This window comes from Kribbella sp. NPDC055071 (assembly GCF_053608045.1).
The window spans coordinates 387,092-401,971 of record NZ_JBSGUS010000003.1; the positions used below are offsets into that span (position 1 = coordinate 387,092).

The window sequence follows — 14,880 nt, forward strand, 5'->3', positions numbered from 1 at the left end:
TCGCCAACGGTCCCGGGACACCTCGGGTGGCGGTGCGCCGACGGGCATCAGGAGTGGTGGACCAACCCCGGTGCACCGCAGACAACCGAGAACAGCGCCCGAGCAAGCATCCGGGCGCGACAGGAGGAACACCCTCATGGCCGTCGTGACCATGAAGCAGCTGCTCGAGAGCGGCGTGCACTTCGGACACCAGACCCGCCGCTGGAACCCGAAGATGAAGCGCTACATCCTGACCGAGCGCAACGGCATCTACATCATCGACCTGCAGCAGTCGCTGTCCTACATCGACCGCGCCTACGAGTTCGTTCGTGGCACGGTCGCGTCGGGCGGAGCGATCCTGTTCGTCGGGACGAAGAAGCAGGCCCAGGAAGCGATCGCCGAGCAGGCGACCCGGGTCGGCATGCCGTACGTGAACCAGCGCTGGCTGGGCGGCATGCTCACCAACTTCCAGACCGTCAACAAGCGGCTCCAGCGGCTCAAGGAGCTGGAGCTGATCGACTTCGACGACGTGGCCGGCTCCGGTGTCACCAAGAAGGAGCTGCTGCAGAAGCGGCGCGAGCACGACAAGCTGCTCAAGACCCTCGGCGGTATCCGCGACATGGCCCGGGTTCCGGCCGCCGTGTGGATCGTGGACACCAAGAAGGAGCACCTCGCCGTCGACGAGGCGCGCAAGCTGAAGCTGCCGATCATCGGCATCCTGGACACCAACTGCGACCCGGACGAGGTCGACTTCCCGATCCCGGGCAACGACGACGCGATCCGCTCGGTCGGCCTGCTCACGCGGGTCGTCGCGGACGCCGTCGCCGACGGTCTGATGTCGCGCGGTGGCCAGGGTGCGGCCGCGGCCGGCGAGGAGCTGGGTGCCGAGGAGCCGATGGCTGCCTGGGAGCGCGAGCTGCTCGAGAGCCAGAACGGCACTCCTGAGGCCAAGCCTGCCGACGCTGCGCCGGCCGCCGAGGCCGCCGCCGCCGAGCCGGCGACGGACGTGCTGACCGAGCCGGTGGCGACCGACGCCACGGTGGTCGAGGCCACCCCGGAGGCGACTCCTGACGCGACCCCCGAGGCCGCTGCCGAGGAGACTCCCGAGGCCGCTGCTGAGGCGACCCCTGAGGTCAAGGCCGAGGCCGCGACCGAGGAGACCCCGAAGGCCGACGAGGCCTGACAGTCACGGCTGCCGCCCGGTTCATCCCGGGCGGCACCCCGTGCCGCGCCACCCCGGCCAGGCACAGCCTGCCCATCCAGCCGCACCGACAAGACGAGAGAACGAGGAATGGCGAACTACACCGCCGCTGACGTGAAGAAGCTCCGCGACGCCACCGGCGCGGGCATGATGGATGCGAAGAAGGCCCTCGAGACCACCGACGGCGACTTCGAGAAGGCGATCGAGGAGCTGCGCATCCACGGCGCGGCCAAGGCGGCCAAGCGTGGCGCCGAGCGGTCGGCCACCAACGGTCTGGTCGCCGCCGCGGAGAACGCGCTGGTCCAGCTGAACTGCGAGACCGACTTCGTCGCCAAGAACGAGCAGTTCCAGCAGCTCGCGGCCGACATCGTCGCGCACGCCGCCGCCAGCAAGGTCGGCGACGTCGAGGGTCTGCTGAACGAGAAGCTGTCCGACGGCAAGTCCGTCGCCGAGAACATCGAGGCCCTGGCCGCGGTCATCGGCGAGAAGCTCGAGCTGGGCAAGGTCGCCGTCTTCGACGGCAAGGTCACCGCGTACATGCACAAGCGTGCCGCGGACCTGCCGGCCCAGGTCGGCGTCCTGGTCGAGTTCGAGGGTGACAACGTCGAGGCCGCCCGTGGCGCCGCCATGCAGGCCGCCGCGATGCGCCCGCTGTACACCACCCGCGACGAGGTCCCGGCCGAGACGGTCGAGAACGAGAAGCGCATCGCCGAGGCGACCGCCCGCGAAGAGGGCAAGCCGGAGCAGGCGCTGCCGAAGATCGTCGAGGGCCGGGTGAACGGCTTCTTCAAGGACGTCGTCCTGCTCGAGCAGTCGTCGGTCCAGGAGAGCAAGAAGTCCGTGAAGGCCGTACTCGACGAGGCCGGAGTGACCGTGAAGCGGTTCGCCCGCTTCGAGGTCGGCGCCTGATCGCAGGACGCGAGACTGACAAGAAGTAACGACGAGGAGGCCGGAATCGTGACGGAAGCCCTGGGTACCGAGACGAATCCGGCCTCTTCGCCGCATCCGCCGGCCTATCACCGGGTGCTGCTCAAGCTGTCGGGTGAGGTGTTCGGCGGCGGCAAGCTCGGCGTTGACCCCGACGTGGTGAACTCGATCGCCAAGCAGATCGCCGAGGTGGCCCGGGCCGGTGTCCAGGTCGCCGTCGTGGTCGGCGGCGGCAACTTCTTCCGCGGCGCCGAGTTGCAGCAGCGCGGGATGGAGCGCAACCGCGCCGACTACATGGGCATGCTCGGCACCGTGATGAACTGCCTGGCGCTGCAGGACTTCCTGGAGAAGCTCGGCATCGAGACGCGGGTGCAGACCGCGATCACGATGGGCCAGGTCGCCGAGCCGTACATTCCGCGCAAGGCCGAGCGGCATCTGGAGAAGGGCCGCGTGGTCATCTTCGGCGCCGGTTCCGGCATGCCGTACTTCTCCACCGACACCGTCGCCGCCCAGCGCGCGCTGGAGATCGGCGCCGAGGCGCTGCTGATGGGCAAGCAGGGCGTCGACGGGGTCTACGACTCCGACCCGAAGAAGAACCCGGACGCGGTGAAGTTCGACCAGCTGTCGTACGACGACTTCCTGGCCCGCGGCCTACGGGTGGCCGACGCCACCGCGATCAGCCTGGCGCGCGACAACGCGCTGCCGATCGTGATCTTCGGCCTCGAGGAAGGCAACATCGCCCGGGTCATCCATGGCGAGAAGATCGGCACCGTTGTCTCCCCGGGCGGTCAGTAGGACCCCGGTACGGCGTCGACCGGCGTACCACTAGGATCGTTGGACACGGGTGGATGTCCGCTATTTGGTAAACCTGCGTCCGTAGTGTTTGCAGTGTGGCCGCGCCGAGGGGTGGGCCCAGAGGAAGCGAGGAATGTCGTGATCGACGAAGCTCTCCGCGAAGCCGAGCAGAAGATGGCGAAGGCCGTGGAGGTCGCGAAGGACGACTTCGCCGCGATCCGCACCGGCCGCGCCCACCCGCAGATGTTCGCGGGCATCGTGGCCGACTACTACGGCAGCCCGACGCCGCTGCAGCAGCTGGCCGGTTTCCAGGTCCCGGAGCCCCGGACCGTGCTGATCTCGCCGTACGACAAGAGCGCGATGGCCGCGATCGAGAAGGCGATCCGCGACTCCGACCTGGGCGTGAACCCGGGCAACGACGGCTCCGTGATCCGCGTGGTCATGCCGCAGCTGACCGAGGAGCGGCGCAAGGAGTACATCAAGCTCGCCAAGACCAAGGGCGAGGACGCCAAGGTCTCGGTCCGCAACATCCGCCGGCACGCGATGGACCAGGTGCACAAGACCGTCAAGGACGGCGACGCGGGCGAGGACGAGGGCAAGAGTGCTGAGAAGCGGCTCGACGGGTTGACGAAGAAGTATGTCGACTCCATCGACGACCTGCTCAAGCACAAGGAAGCCGAACTGCTCGAGGTGTGATGGGCGTCGAGAGCACGCCCGCGCCCAGTCCCACTCCGAGCCGCGCCGGGCGGAACTTGCCCGCGGCGATCGCGGTCGGTGTCGGTCTCGGCGCGCTGATCCTCGGATCGCTGTACTGGCAGAAATGGCTGTTCGTCGTCCTCGTGCTGGCGGCCGTGCTCGTCGCGGTCGACGAAATGATCAAGGCGCTGCGCACCGGTGGAGCGGTGATCCCGCGGATCCCGTTGTTCGCCGGTACGGCCGCGATGCTCGCTGCGGCGTACTTCGGTGGCCCGATGGCGCTGCTGGTCGCGCTCGCGATCACCGTGCTGGCGACGATCTTCTGGCGGATGCCGGGCGGATCGATCGGGTTCGTCCGGGACGCGAGTGCCGGGGTGTTCCTGATCGGCTATGTGCCGTTGCTGGCCGGGTTCGCGATCCTGCTCGCGCAGCCGGATGCCGACGGACCAGGCCGGGTGATGACGTTCTTCCTGGTCACCGTCGCGAGTGACGTCGGTGGCTACGTGGCCGGTGTGCTGTTCGGCAAGCATCCGATGGCGCCGACGATCAGCCCGAAGAAGTCCTGGGAGGGCTTCACCGGTTCGGCGATCGCGTGCATCGGGGCCGGTATCGGTTCGGTGGTGTGGCTGCTCGACGGCAACTGGTGGGTCGGTGCGATCGTCGGTGCGATCGCGGTCCTGACTGCGACGGTCGGCGATCTCGGTGAGTCGATGATCAAGCGCGACCTCGGGATCAAGGACATGTCGAACCTGCTGCCGGGCCACGGTGGCGTGATGGACCGGCTGGACTCGCTGCTGGCGACGGCGCCCGCGGTCTGGCTGGTGCTGCATCTTCTGGTGAAGGGGTGACGGCATGACGGTCGCGCCGGACGGACGTGCGCTGGTGGGCGACGTCGTACGGCTGGATCGCTTGCAGGATAGCGACATCGACGAGTTGTACACCGCAATCGGTAGCGAGCAGGTGTATGCCGGGGGCTTTGGTGGCGGGGCTGCGCCGGAGAGTGCCGGCCAGATGCGGGCGCAGTGGATCCCGTCGTCGGACGGCCGGTTCGCGTACGTCGTCCGCTTGGTTGCCGATGGCCCCCTTGGAACGGCGGGCACGGTCGTCGGTACGTCGAGTCTCGGCGACGTCGATGTCCGTAACGAGCGGATCCACCTGGGCTGGACCGGCTACACGCCGTCCGTGTGGGGGACCGCGGTGAATCCGGCGACCAAGTTGTTGCTGCTCGAGCACGCGTTCGAGACGTGCGGATTCGGACGGGTGAAGATTCAGACCGGTCTGAAGAACACCAGGTCTCAGGCGGCGATCGCGAAGCTCGGTGCGACGCGTGAGGGCGTGCTGCGGCGGCACATGCTGCAGGCCGACGGCTCGTTCCGCGACACCGTGGTCTTCTCGATCCTGGCGGACGAGTGGCCTGATGTTCGCAAGCGGTTAGAGGAACGCATCAGCAGGTGATGTCAGCTCCGCGAGAGCGGCGTACGACGCGTGCAGGTCTTTGCGGTCGTAGGTGTTCGTGGTGATCAGCACTTCGTCGGCGGCGGTACGTGACACCAGTCCGCCGAGCGCCGCATCGACCTCGGCCGGCGTGCCGAAGATCTGACCGCGCAGCGACTGCTCGAAGATCTCCCGTTCCTTGGCGCTGAGCTCTGATGGCAGCGAGGGCTCCAAAGGCGGGAAGACACCACGGGTTCGCGAGTACGCACTGGCCCATGCCTCCGGCAACAGCAGTTGGCGTGCCTCCTCGGTGGTCGGCGCAACCGCAGCAGTCACCGCGAGTACGACGTACGGCCGCGGACTCCACGCGGATGGGCGGAACGACTGCCGGTAGCGATCCAGCAACTGCACCAAGTCCGACTCGCCGCGGATGCCGGCGATGACCAGCGGCAGTCCCAGCGACGCAGCCAGCAATGCACCTTCCCCAACGGCCAAGATGAACGGCGGAATCCGCAGACCCTCACCAGGACGGGCGTGGACCTGGTTCTGCTGAGTGCCGGCCAGATAGCCGAGCAACTCCTCGACCTGAGCGGCGAAGTCCTCAGCTGCATCCTTCTCGACGCCCAGGGCGCGACGGATCCCATTCGTGAAGCCCACTGAGCGTCCGAGGCCCATGTCGATCCGGCCTGGGTACAGCGACTCCAACACTCCGAACTGCTCGGCCACCACGAGAGGCCGGTGGTTCGGCAGCATCACACCGCCGGTGCCGACGCGGATGTGGTCGGTCCGTGCCGCTACGGCCGCAGCCAGCACAGTCGGGGCAGATCCGACCACTCCCGGCACGCTGTGGTGTTCTGACACCCAGAACCGCTTGTACCCGAGCTCCTCGACCCGCTGAGCCAGCTCAACGGTCGCACGCAGCGTCTCAGCCTCGGTCTCACCTACTCGAGTCCGCGACCGATCCAGGACGGACAACGGAACCCCAGCCAATGCACCCATGATGCAGAGTCCAACGGCCGCTCCACAGCCCTCATTCCCCGAGGAGGTCGCGGAGGTCGGAGCGGAAGCGGTCGCCGTCGCGCAGGGGGGCGAGGAACTCGCGTTCGAGCTCTAACCGAATGCGCTCCGCCGCGGCGAAGGTGGATTCGCCGTGTGGAGTGAGGACCACGACGTTGCGGCGGCGGTCCTCCGGGCTGCGTCGGCGCTCGACCAGCCCACGGTCCTCCAGGCCGTCCAGGAGGTCACCAATCGACGTTCGGTCCACGCGGAGGCGGGCCGCGACCTCGAGCTGGGAGAGGGGCTCGCCGGATGCGACGGCGGACAGGACGGCCAGGTCGCGACCGTTCAGCCCGTGCGGAGCCAGAGCCTTCGTCTGCGCCTCCGTGAGCCGGGCCAGAACGTGTTTGAGCAGATATCCGAGCCGGTCCGACGACGCCATGGGGTTAAATCTACCGCCCTGCTGATCGTCAGGAGAGCTGATCATCAGTTAGGCTGACGATTATGCACCCCACCTTCGGTCTGAAGACCACTCCGATGCACGTCCCGTACGCCGAGATCCAGCGCGTCTGGCTCGAGGCGGACGAGGTCCCGCTGATCCGCGACGCCTGGCTGTGGGACCATTTCCTGCCGCTCGCCGGCCCCAAGAACGGCGAGATCTACGAGGGCTGGACGCTGCTCACGGCGCTCGCCGCGCAGACGACCCGGCTGCGGTTGGGTCTGCTGGTGACCAGCAACCGCATCCGCCCGCCGGCCGTGCTCGGCAAGATCGCCAGCACGGTGGACGTGATCTCGGGCGGTCGGCTGATCATGGGTCTCGGCGCGGGCGGTACCTATCAACCGGCCGGCCTGAGCGGCATCCCCGGACCGAACCCGGCGATCGCGGAGTACGCGGCGTACGGACTGACGCTCGTCGATCCGGGCGAGGGTGTGGATCGGCTCCGCGAGACCATCGAGATCCTTCGGCGGATGTGGACCCAGGACGTCTTCGACTTCCACGGGCGGTACTACCGGCTCGAGCAGAACCGGAACGAGCCCAAGCCGATCCAGGTCCCGCCGCTCCTGATCGGCGGCTGGGGCAACCGGATGATGCGTCTGATCGCCGAGTACGCCGACATCTGGAACATCGCTGGGCTGCCACACAACGACTTCGACGTCCTGACCGATCGCATCCGGCGACTGGATGCGGAGTGCGCGCGGATCGGCCGCGACCCGAGCACGATCAGCCGGTCGCTACAGCAGATCGTTTCGTACGACGACCCGGCGGCCACACGGGCCATCGTCGGCCGGGCCGTGGACCTGGGGTTCGATCACATCGTCTTGTCGCTACCCCGGCCGTACCCGGAGCGGGCCGTGCGGTGGCTGGTGCGGGAGATCATCGAACCGACCCTTTCGACCTGAATCGAAAGGGTTGGTGATTTTTCCACACAAGTTGTGGTGAGTGTGTCAGCATCAAACAAGGACGGCCCGCCCCGGTCGTCCAGTGAGGCTGAGGAGCTGACATGACGAGTCATCCGAGCACCACGACGAAGTTGAAGGCCGCGCTCAGCGGTCTGGCCCTGATCGCCGCCGCGGCGCTGCCGATCGCCTCCACCGCGGCCACGGCCACTGCGAGTCCCACTGCTGAAACGGTTGCCATCGGTAAGGCCGTACCGACCCTGGGCTACTCGACCCAAACCCTCAGGACGCTGAACATCCAGTTCCAGTACCAGCAGACCGGCTACTGGTGTGGACCCGCGGCGACCCGGATCGCCTTGTCGGCCAGGGTTTCGCCGCCGAGCCAGCAACAGTTGGCGAACGAGCTCCCGACCACCACGAACGGCACCGACTGGATCGGTCAGGTCACCCGGGTGCTCAACAACCACGTCGGCACCGGCTGGTACGAGACCAAGGAGATGCCGAACGATCCGCCCACCCAGGCACAGCGTGACCTGCTCTGGCGCGACGTCGTGCTCGACATCGACAACAACTACCCGATCGTCGCCAACCTCGTTGCCCCGGCCAACAACCACCCGCCGGGCTACCCGAACTACACGATCTACCACTACTTCACAGTGATCGGGTACGACTCCAGCGACATGACCGTCCTGATCGCGGACCCGGCCGGCTTCGCCCCGACCGCGACGTACTGGCTGACCTTCAACCAGCTCGCCACCCTGATCCCGCCGAAGGGCTACTCCGCCTGAGCACCGACGGGCACTTTGTGCACCAGATCCGTACCGCGACTGCTTCGGCGTACGGACCTGGTGCACAAAGTCGGCTCGGGCGGGAGGTTGTCCGCGGGGGTGCGGGCGGGCTCGGGGGTGCGGGTGGGCTCGGGATACTGGGTGGGTGATGAGAGAGCCGCGGTTGGAGATTGAGTACTGCACGCAGTGTCGGTGGTTGCTCAGGGCGGCGTGGACGGCGCAGGAGCTGCTGACCACATTCCCACAGGAGTTGGGGGAGGTGGCGCTGATTCCGGGGACGGGTGGGGTGTTCGAGGTGCGGCTCGACGGGGAGACGTTGTGGTCGCGCAAGGGCGAAGGTGGGTTCGCGGAGATCCCGACGTTGAAGCAACTGGTCCGGGACCGGATCGCGCCGGATCGCAAGCTCGGCCACTCCGACCGCAAGGAGTCGTAGGCCGGATGGCCTTGTCAGTTGACATGCTGTGCCGATGACAGGTGGGGGAAAGATCGTGTACCGGGCGTTCATTGCGGTCGTGGCGATCGCAGTGGCCGGGATAGTCGTCTACTACGCCGCCTTTGCTCCACAGGAGTCGGATGCCTCGAAGCCCAGCCTGGCGAAGTTGTGCGAGCCTGGTCGTCGCATAGCGCGGCCCGATGCGCCGCCGTACGACGGACCGGCACCGCATCCCATCCTGACCTTCGGGGACAGGGCTCCGACCTTCCCCAACGACCCGGTGTGGACTCCGGCGCCGGAGGTCGTCCAGGCGGTTGCCTGTTTCGATGAGCTGACGGTGAAGGACGCGGGCGCGACCATGTGTCACTACAACGTCCCCAAAGCCGTTGACCTTCGGTTGCGGCCGACGGTGGACCACGTGACGCTGTACGACGTGCGTAGTCGCCGGCGGATCGCCGAACTCGACATCTCGACCACGAAGTGTCCCGGGACCGCGAGTGTCACAGATGGGCAGACGGTGCAGGCGGTCCCGAACGCGGACGACGTTCGCGAGGCCTTGCGGAAGTACGTCGAGGAGTGATCCTCGGCACGTCGTGGATGTGAATTTGTGAACCGTTGCTCCGGCTTGCGACAATGGGTCGGTTATGACTACCTCCCTTCCCCTTGTCTTCGATGAGCCACGTCGCGCCAAAAAGCCGCCGCGGCACCTGGCCGACCTCACCGGGGAGGAGCGCCGTACGGCGGTTACCGCGCTGGGGGAGCCCGCGTTCCGCGCCAAGCAGCTGTCGAACCACTACTTCTCCCGGCTGGTCTCGGACCCCGCGGAGATGACCGATCTGCCGGCCGCGACCCGGGACAAGCTGGTGGCTGAGCTGATGCCGCCGCTGCTGACCCGGGTTCGGGACCTGGAGTGCGACAACGGGCAGACCCGTAAGACGCTGTGGAAGCTGCTCGACGGTTCGTTGGTCGAGTCGGTGCTGATGCGCTACACCGACCGCACCACGATGTGTGTCTCGAGCCAGGCCGGGTGTGGGATGGCGTGTCCGTTCTGCGCGACCGGTCAGGCCGGGTTGACGCGCAACATGACCACGGCGGAGATCGTCGAGCAGGTTGTGGACGGTGCGCGGGCGCTGTCGCGCGGCGAGATCGCGGGCGGTCCCGGGCGGGTCAGCAACATCGTGTTCATGGGCATGGGCGAGCCGATGGCCAACTACAAGGCCGTCATCGGCGCGGTTCGGCGGTTCACCGATCCGTCGCCTGAGGGCCTGGGGATCTCGGCGCGCGGGGTGACCGTGTCGACGGTCGGCCTGGTGCCGCGGATCAACCAGCTCGCGACCGAGGGCATCCCGGTCACGCTGGCGCTGTCGCTACACGCGCCGGACGACGAACTGCGCGACGAGCTCGTGCCGATCAACAACCGCTGGAAGGTCGACGAGGTCCTCGACGCAGCCTGGGGGTACGCGCAGCAGACGAAGCGCCGCGTGTCGATCGAGTACGCGATGATCCGCGACATCAACGACCACGCCTGGCGCGCGGACCTGCTGGCCGAGAAGCTGCGCGCCCGGGGCGACTGGGGCTGGGTCCACGTGAACCTGATCCCCCTGAACCCGACCCCCGGCTCGAAGTGGACCGCCTCCGACCCGGCCGACGAACGCGAGTTCGTCCGTCGCCTCGAGGCCGGCGGCATTCCCACCACCGTCCGCGACACCCGCGGCCAGGAAATCGACGGCGCCTGCGGCCAACTCGCTGCCGCCTCCAAGTGATGGTGAAGCCCGAGTTCCGCGTCCGGCGGCTCGGGCAGCGGTACGACTGCGGGCAGGTCGACGCCCTCGTCGACCGCATCATCGCGACGGTCGAGCGCCGGGCGACCTCGGCGGTCACTGTCGACGAGCTCCGCAACGCCGTGTTCCGGACGCCTCTCCTCGGCCCGGGCTATCCGATCGAAGAGGTCGACGAGTTCCTGATGGAGGCCGAGCGCTCGTTGCCGAATCGGCAGGTGGCGAGGCCCGCCACGACTTTGCCCAACCCGCAGTTCACACCGGTCCGGCTGCGCGAGGGGTATGCGCCGTACGAGGTCGACGAGTTCATCGACCGGCTCCTGGCCACCGTCAACGGGCAGCCGGTGACCCGTCCGGTGACGATCCGCGAGATCCGGCGCGTCCAGTTCACCCCGGTCCGCTTGACCGAGGGCTACGACGTCGAAGAGGTGGACACCTTCCTCGACAAGGCCGAGGCCTGGCTCACCGCCGGCTGAACCGGTCTCCCAGCTGACCTTCGAGCCTGTCATCGCGGCAGACTGGTTGTCATGCGTCACACGGTACGGCGGTATGCGGAGCGGGACCGGCGAGCAGTCCTCGACCTGGCGTCGCGGCTGGCTGAGGGGGTTGCTCCCTGGCGGCCGACCGACGGGGTGGCCGTAGCTGTGTCGGATTGGGTTCTGCAGGCCGTGGACCGAGCCGATGAGCCAGACCGGTTCGTCTACGTCGCGGAAGTTGACGGTGTGGTCGCAGGCTTCGTTTCCGGTGCGGAACGCAGGCACTGGTCCGGGCAGCCCGAGCTGTACGTCGGTGAGCTCGCAGTCTCCACCCACTACGAGGGGCATGGCGTTGGGCGTGGGTTGATCGACGCGGTTTCGGAACACGCCAAGCAGTTGGGCTTGACGACGATCACCCTCGACACCGGTGCCGCCAACACCAACGCCCGTGCCTTCTACCAGCGCCTCGGCTTCGAGGAAGAGGACGTGAAGTTGACGAAGCGGGTGGATGGGATGATCGGGGGGTGAAGATTCTTTCGGTTCAGTCGGCGGTGGCTTTGGGGCATGTGGGGAACTCGGCTGCTGTGTTTCCGTTGCAGCGGATCGGGGTTGAGGTGTTGCCGGTGTATACGGTGAACTTCTCGAACCACACCGGGTACGGCGCGTGGCGGGGGCCGATGATCAGCCCGGAGGATGTGCGTGAGGTGCTGCTGGGGATCGAGGAGCGTGGGGTTTTTCCGCAGATCGACGTGGTGCTGTCCGGTTACCAGGGCGGGGTGGGGATCGGGGATGTGATCCTCGATGCGGTGCAGCGGGTGAAGGCAGCGAATCCTGCTGCGGTGTACTCGTGTGACCCGGTGATGGGCAACGCGAAGTCCGGTTGCTTCGTCGCTCCGGAGATTCCGGTGCTGCTGCGTGACCGGGTGGTTCCGGCGGCCGACATCATCACGCCGAACCAGTTCGAGCTGGGCTTCCTGACCAACACTGAGCCGGACACGCTGGAGTCCACGCTGGCTTCTGTTGAGCTCGTGCGTACGACGGGACCGCGGACGGTGCTCGTCACGAGCGTCGAGCGACCGGACCGGGAGGACGGGACGATCGAGATGCTGGCCGTGGACGACAGCGGTGCGTGGCTGATCCAGACGCCGTACATCCCGATGAAGGCGAACGGCTCGGGCGACGTGACGGCTGCGCTCTTTACAGCGCACTACCGGCGTGCGGGCGATCTGGCGGAGGCACTCGCGCGTACGACGTCCAGCGTGTTCGAACTGCTCACACGCACCCATGCGTCGGGGGAGCGCGAGTTGCAGCTTGTGGAGTCGCAGGACGCGTACGCCGATCCGCCGATGCAGTTCAAGCCGCAGCGCGTCAACTGACGAGTGAAGCGGCCTCGTCGATGGTGTCGACCAGGTGGAGTTGCAGGTGGCGCTCAGCGGCGAGGGATTGGAGTAGAGGCCAGACCGGCAGGCTAACCGTCCAGTGCTCCACGCCGACGAGGATGAGCGGGATCTGGGTGACCGCGTCGCCGTAGTAGTTCGGCGTGACGGCTTGGAAGACCTCCTGCACAGTTCCGGCGGCGCCGGCCAGGTAGATGATGCCGCCGCGTGCCTGGCCGAGCAGGACGTCCTCGCGCTGTGCGTTGGAGAAGTACTTCGCGATGGCGCCCGCGAACACGTTCGGCGGCTCGTGACCGTAGAACCAGGTCGGAATCGACAGGCCGCCGTCACCGGGGTACTGCGAGCGTACGGCGAGACCGGCCGCGGCCCAGTCGCCGATAGACGGCCGGAACGACGGTACGGCGGCTAACGCGGCTAGAGCCTGGTCGACCACGGTGTCGTCGTACGACGCCAGCGACGCACCCAGGTTGGCGGCCTCCATGGCGCCTGGACCGCCGCCGGTCACCACCATGCGGTTCGCGCGGGCGAGTGCACGGCCTAGCAGTACGGCGGACCGGTAGTCGTCGCTGCCACGCCGCACGCCGTGGCCGCCCATCACCCCCACCCATGGCCTGCCGTTCGGTAGCTCGGACAGGGCGTCTGCGATGGCGTGGTCGTGCAAGGCCGCGGCCAGGGTGCGGCTGGTGTCGCCCTTTTCGTCCTGCTGGCGGGACCAGGCGTAGATGCGGGCGTCCGGGGTGGCGTCGTACCCGTGCTCCAGACCGGCGTACAGCTCGTCGGCGTCGTACAGGCGTCCGCGGTACGCGTCGAACGGCAGCTCCGGAATGGCGGGGAACACCAGTCCGCCCCCGTCGCGGATCCAGGCGTCAGCCTTGTCCTCCAGCACACAGCCCAGGAACAAGGAGCCCATCGGCTTCAGCCCGATGATCTCAGCGGTCCGCCGGGTCAGATCCACCGACTGAACCCGCCACCCCGCCATCGCAGTGGCCCCCGCGGCCAGCAGCCGGTCGAAGTGCTCCAGCGACTCGATATCCACATGCGGAACGCTCGGCATTGTCACGCAGAGCACCCTAACTGCGATAGACGTGCACTATCAGGTGAGGTAAAGGTTGGACATGACACATGCGGAGCTCTGGGAGCGTCACAAGGCCGTCATGCCGGACTGGCTCGCGTTGTACTACGAGGAGCCGATCGAGATCGTGCAGGGGTCCGGCCGACGGGTCACCGATGGTGAGGGCAACAGTTATCTCGACTTTTTCGCCGGCATCCTGACCAACGCGATCGGGTATGACATCGCGGAGATCTCCGAGGCGGTGCGCGAGCAGCTCGGGACCGGGATCGCGCACACCTCGACGGTGTACCTGATCCGCAAGCAGATCGAGCTGGCCGAGCAGATCGCCGAGCTGTCCGGGATCCCGGACGCGAAGGTCTTCTTCGCCAACTCCGGCACCGAGGCGAACGAGACCGCCCTGCTGCTGGCCACCCAGAACCGTCGGTCCAACCAGGTTCTTGCCATGCGCAACTCGTACCACGGCCGCGCGTTCGGCACGGTCGCGATCACCGGCAACCGTGGCTGGTCGGCGAGCAGCCTCTCCCCGGTGAACGTGCAGTACCTGCAGGGCGCGTACCGGTACCGCAGTCCGTTCCGCGACCTGCCCGACGCCGACTACATCAAGGTCTGCGTCGACGACCTGCGCAACGTCATCGAGACCACCACGGCCGGTGACGTGGCCTGCTTGATCGCTGAGCCGATCCAGGGTGTCGGCGGGTTCTCGTCACCGCCGGACGGTCTGTACGGCGCTTTCAAGGAGGTGCTGGACGAGTTCGGGATCCTGCTCATCTCCGACGAGGTCCAGACCGGGTGGGGCCGGACCGGTGAACACTTCTGGGGGATCCAGGCGCACGACGTCGTCCCCGATGCGATGACGTTCGCGAAGGGGCTCGGCAACGGGTTCGCGATCGGGGGAGTGGTCGCCAAGCCTGAGCTGATGGACAGCATCAAGGCGAACTCGCTGTCGACGTTCGGCGGGAACCCGATCTCGACCAGTGCGGCGAAGGCAACGATCGACTATCTGCTCGATCACGACCTGCAGGCGAACGCGGCCAAGCGCGGCGCCCAGCTGGCCGACGGGCTGCGCGGCATCTCCGAGGAGTTCCCTGAGCTGGGCGACGTTCGCGGCAAGGGCCTGATGCTGGCCGCGGAGATCGTCAAGCCGGACGACCGCAGCCCCGACCCGGCCACGACGGCCAAACTCCAGCAGGAGACCAAGAACCGCGGCCTCCTGATCGGCAAGGGCGGTCTCTACGGCAACGTCCTACGGATGGCCCCGCCGATGACCCTGACCGAAGACGAAACCGCAGAAGCCCTCGACATCATCCGAGATTCCTTCAACACCTTGCGCTGAGCTGAAGGAAGGAAGGAAAAGAAGGTGGGGTGGGGGGCGATTCCTTCAACACCTTGCGCTAAAGGAAACTGGCCCCTCCCGACGGCGGGTTCACGTGGTCGTCGCAACACCTCGATTTGAGGAGTTGCGGCGGCCATGTCGTTTGTGGAGGATTTTGAGTGTCACGGTGGTGCGTTG

At 67.2% G+C, this 14,880-nt stretch carries 18 protein-coding genes; 15 read left to right on the plus strand and 3 right to left on the minus strand.

Annotation, left to right across the window (positions count from 1 at the left end; all coding sequences use genetic code 11):
- The first annotated feature begins 136 nt into the window (after window positions 1–136).
- From rpsB to ACWF4Z_RS08535, 6 genes are all read left to right on the plus strand, one after another.
- Window positions 137–1,162 carry a 30S ribosomal protein S2 gene (rpsB, locus tag ACWF4Z_RS08510; RefSeq protein ID WP_452242311.1) on the plus strand — a complete coding sequence of 342 codons (1,026 nt, stop codon included), beginning with the start codon at window positions 137–139 and terminating at the stop codon, window positions 1,160–1,162.
- 108 nt (window positions 1,163–1,270) lie between these two features.
- Window positions 1,271–2,089, plus strand: a complete 819-nt coding sequence (tsf, locus tag ACWF4Z_RS08515) for a translation elongation factor Ts (RefSeq protein ID WP_452242312.1) — start codon at window positions 1,271–1,273, stop codon at window positions 2,087–2,089.
- A 48-nt stretch (window positions 2,090–2,137) separates the two neighbouring features.
- Window positions 2,138–2,902 (plus strand): UMP kinase, encoded by a 765-nt coding sequence (gene pyrH / locus ACWF4Z_RS08520; protein WP_452242313.1) that lies wholly within the window; start codon window positions 2,138–2,140, stop codon window positions 2,900–2,902.
- Between the two features lie 141 nt (window positions 2,903–3,043).
- Window positions 3,044–3,598 carry a ribosome recycling factor gene (frr, locus tag ACWF4Z_RS08525; protein ID WP_452242336.1) on the plus strand — a complete coding sequence of 185 codons (555 nt, stop codon included), beginning with the start codon at window positions 3,044–3,046 and terminating at the stop codon, window positions 3,596–3,598.
- Window positions 3,598–4,446, plus strand: a complete 849-nt coding sequence (locus ACWF4Z_RS08530; protein WP_452242314.1) for a phosphatidate cytidylyltransferase — start codon at window positions 3,598–3,600, stop codon at window positions 4,444–4,446. The genes frr and ACWF4Z_RS08530 overlap by 1 nt, the downstream gene beginning before the upstream one ends.
- A 4-nt stretch (window positions 4,447–4,450) precedes the next feature.
- Window positions 4,451–5,053, plus strand: a complete 603-nt coding sequence (locus ACWF4Z_RS08535; RefSeq protein WP_452242315.1) for a GNAT family N-acetyltransferase — start codon at window positions 4,451–4,453, stop codon at window positions 5,051–5,053.
- On the opposite strand, the gene ACWF4Z_RS08540 is transcribed toward ACWF4Z_RS08535, so the two are convergent.
- Together ACWF4Z_RS08540 and ACWF4Z_RS08545 are read right to left on the minus strand one after the other, a co-directional pair.
- Window positions 5,030–6,031, minus strand: coding sequence for an LLM class flavin-dependent oxidoreductase (locus ACWF4Z_RS08540; RefSeq protein ID WP_452242316.1), 1,002 nt, complete (start codon window positions 6,029–6,031; stop codon window positions 5,030–5,032). The genes ACWF4Z_RS08535 and ACWF4Z_RS08540 overlap by 24 nt on opposite strands.
- Window positions 6,032–6,062: 31 nt before the next feature.
- Window positions 6,063–6,470: a MarR family winged helix-turn-helix transcriptional regulator gene (locus ACWF4Z_RS08545; RefSeq protein WP_452242317.1), complete on the minus strand. Its 408-nt coding sequence runs from the start codon at window positions 6,468–6,470 to the stop codon at window positions 6,063–6,065.
- A 62-nt stretch (window positions 6,471–6,532) separates the two neighbouring features.
- On the opposite strand from ACWF4Z_RS08545, the gene ACWF4Z_RS08550 reads away from it, so the two are divergent.
- From ACWF4Z_RS08550 to pdxY, 8 genes are all read left to right on the plus strand, one after another.
- The gene (locus ACWF4Z_RS08550; protein WP_452242318.1) at window positions 6,533–7,429 is read left to right on the plus strand and encodes an LLM class flavin-dependent oxidoreductase; all 897 of its coding nucleotides are present in this window, start codon (window positions 6,533–6,535) and stop codon (window positions 7,427–7,429) included.
- 101 nt (window positions 7,430–7,530) lie between these two features.
- Entirely contained in the window at window positions 7,531–8,214 is a 684-nt protein-coding gene (locus tag ACWF4Z_RS08555; protein ID WP_452242319.1) for a C39 family peptidase, read from the plus strand.
- Window positions 8,215–8,362: 148 nt separating this feature from the next.
- Entirely contained in the window at window positions 8,363–8,647 is a 285-nt protein-coding gene (locus ACWF4Z_RS08560; protein WP_452242337.1) for a SelT/SelW/SelH family protein, read from the plus strand.
- 34 nt (window positions 8,648–8,681) lie between these two features.
- Complete coding sequence (locus tag ACWF4Z_RS08565; RefSeq protein ID WP_452242320.1) at window positions 8,682–9,227, plus strand: hypothetical protein; 546 nt, start codon at window positions 8,682–8,684, stop codon at window positions 9,225–9,227.
- 64 nt (window positions 9,228–9,291) lie between these two features.
- Window positions 9,292–10,410 (plus strand): 23S rRNA (adenine(2503)-C(2))-methyltransferase RlmN, encoded by a 1,119-nt coding sequence (gene rlmN, locus ACWF4Z_RS08570; protein ID WP_452242321.1) that lies wholly within the window; start codon window positions 9,292–9,294, stop codon window positions 10,408–10,410.
- Window positions 10,410–10,901: a DivIVA domain-containing protein gene (locus ACWF4Z_RS08575; protein ID WP_452242322.1), complete on the plus strand. Its 492-nt coding sequence runs from the start codon at window positions 10,410–10,412 to the stop codon at window positions 10,899–10,901. The genes rlmN and ACWF4Z_RS08575 overlap by 1 nt, the downstream gene beginning before the upstream one ends.
- A 51-nt stretch (window positions 10,902–10,952) precedes the next feature.
- Window positions 10,953–11,429 (plus strand): N-acetyltransferase family protein, encoded by a 477-nt coding sequence (locus ACWF4Z_RS08580; protein WP_452242323.1) that lies wholly within the window; start codon window positions 10,953–10,955, stop codon window positions 11,427–11,429.
- Window positions 11,426–12,277: a pyridoxal kinase PdxY gene (pdxY, locus tag ACWF4Z_RS08585; RefSeq protein WP_452242324.1), complete on the plus strand. Its 852-nt coding sequence runs from the start codon at window positions 11,426–11,428 to the stop codon at window positions 12,275–12,277. Before ACWF4Z_RS08580 ends, pdxY begins: the two co-directional genes overlap by 4 nt.
- Here pdxY and ACWF4Z_RS08590 read toward each other — a convergent pair.
- Window positions 12,270–13,352, minus strand: coding sequence for an LOG family protein (locus ACWF4Z_RS08590; protein WP_452242338.1), 1,083 nt, complete (start codon window positions 13,350–13,352; stop codon window positions 12,270–12,272). The two genes, pdxY and ACWF4Z_RS08590, sit on opposite strands and share 8 nt — an antisense overlap.
- Window positions 13,353–13,413: 61 nt before the next feature.
- Between ACWF4Z_RS08590 and ACWF4Z_RS08595 the strand changes: the two genes are divergently transcribed.
- Window positions 13,414–14,703, plus strand: a complete 1,290-nt coding sequence (locus tag ACWF4Z_RS08595) for an aspartate aminotransferase family protein (protein WP_452242325.1) — start codon at window positions 13,414–13,416, stop codon at window positions 14,701–14,703.
- Window positions 14,704–14,880 lie beyond the last annotated feature (177 nt).

Excerpts from the sequence above, each read along its gene's own strand:
- rpsB (WP_452242311.1), top strand. The coding sequence starts at position 137 with ATGGCCGTCGTGACCATGAAGCAGCTGCTCGAGAGCGGCGTGCACTTC.
- tsf (WP_452242312.1), top strand. The coding sequence starts at position 1,271 with ATGGCGAACTACACCGCCGCTGACGTGAAGAAGCTCCGCGACGCCACC.
- ACWF4Z_RS08530 (WP_452242314.1), top strand. The coding sequence starts at position 3,598 with ATGGGCGTCGAGAGCACGCCCGCGCCCAGTCCCACTCCGAGCCGCGCC.
- ACWF4Z_RS08535 (WP_452242315.1), top strand. The coding sequence starts at position 4,451 with ATGACGGTCGCGCCGGACGGACGTGCGCTGGTGGGCGACGTCGTACGG.
- ACWF4Z_RS08540 (WP_452242316.1), bottom strand. The coding sequence starts at position 6,031 with ATGGGTGCATTGGCTGGGGTTCCGTTGTCCGTCCTGGATCGGTCGCGG.
- ACWF4Z_RS08545 (WP_452242317.1), bottom strand. The coding sequence starts at position 6,470 with ATGGCGTCGTCGGACCGGCTCGGATATCTGCTCAAACACGTTCTGGCC.
- ACWF4Z_RS08550 (WP_452242318.1), top strand. The coding sequence starts at position 6,533 with ATGCACCCCACCTTCGGTCTGAAGACCACTCCGATGCACGTCCCGTAC.
- ACWF4Z_RS08555 (WP_452242319.1), top strand. The coding sequence starts at position 7,531 with ATGACGAGTCATCCGAGCACCACGACGAAGTTGAAGGCCGCGCTCAGC.
- ACWF4Z_RS08560 (WP_452242337.1), top strand. The coding sequence starts at position 8,363 with ATGAGAGAGCCGCGGTTGGAGATTGAGTACTGCACGCAGTGTCGGTGG.
- ACWF4Z_RS08565 (WP_452242320.1), top strand. The coding sequence starts at position 8,682 with ATGACAGGTGGGGGAAAGATCGTGTACCGGGCGTTCATTGCGGTCGTG.
- rlmN (WP_452242321.1), top strand. The coding sequence starts at position 9,292 with ATGACTACCTCCCTTCCCCTTGTCTTCGATGAGCCACGTCGCGCCAAA.
- ACWF4Z_RS08575 (WP_452242322.1), top strand. The coding sequence starts at position 10,410 with ATGGTGAAGCCCGAGTTCCGCGTCCGGCGGCTCGGGCAGCGGTACGAC.
- ACWF4Z_RS08580 (WP_452242323.1), top strand. The coding sequence starts at position 10,953 with ATGCGTCACACGGTACGGCGGTATGCGGAGCGGGACCGGCGAGCAGTC.
- ACWF4Z_RS08590 (WP_452242338.1), bottom strand. The coding sequence starts at position 13,352 with ATGCCGAGCGTTCCGCATGTGGATATCGAGTCGCTGGAGCACTTCGAC.
- ACWF4Z_RS08595 (WP_452242325.1), top strand. The coding sequence starts at position 13,414 with ATGACACATGCGGAGCTCTGGGAGCGTCACAAGGCCGTCATGCCGGAC.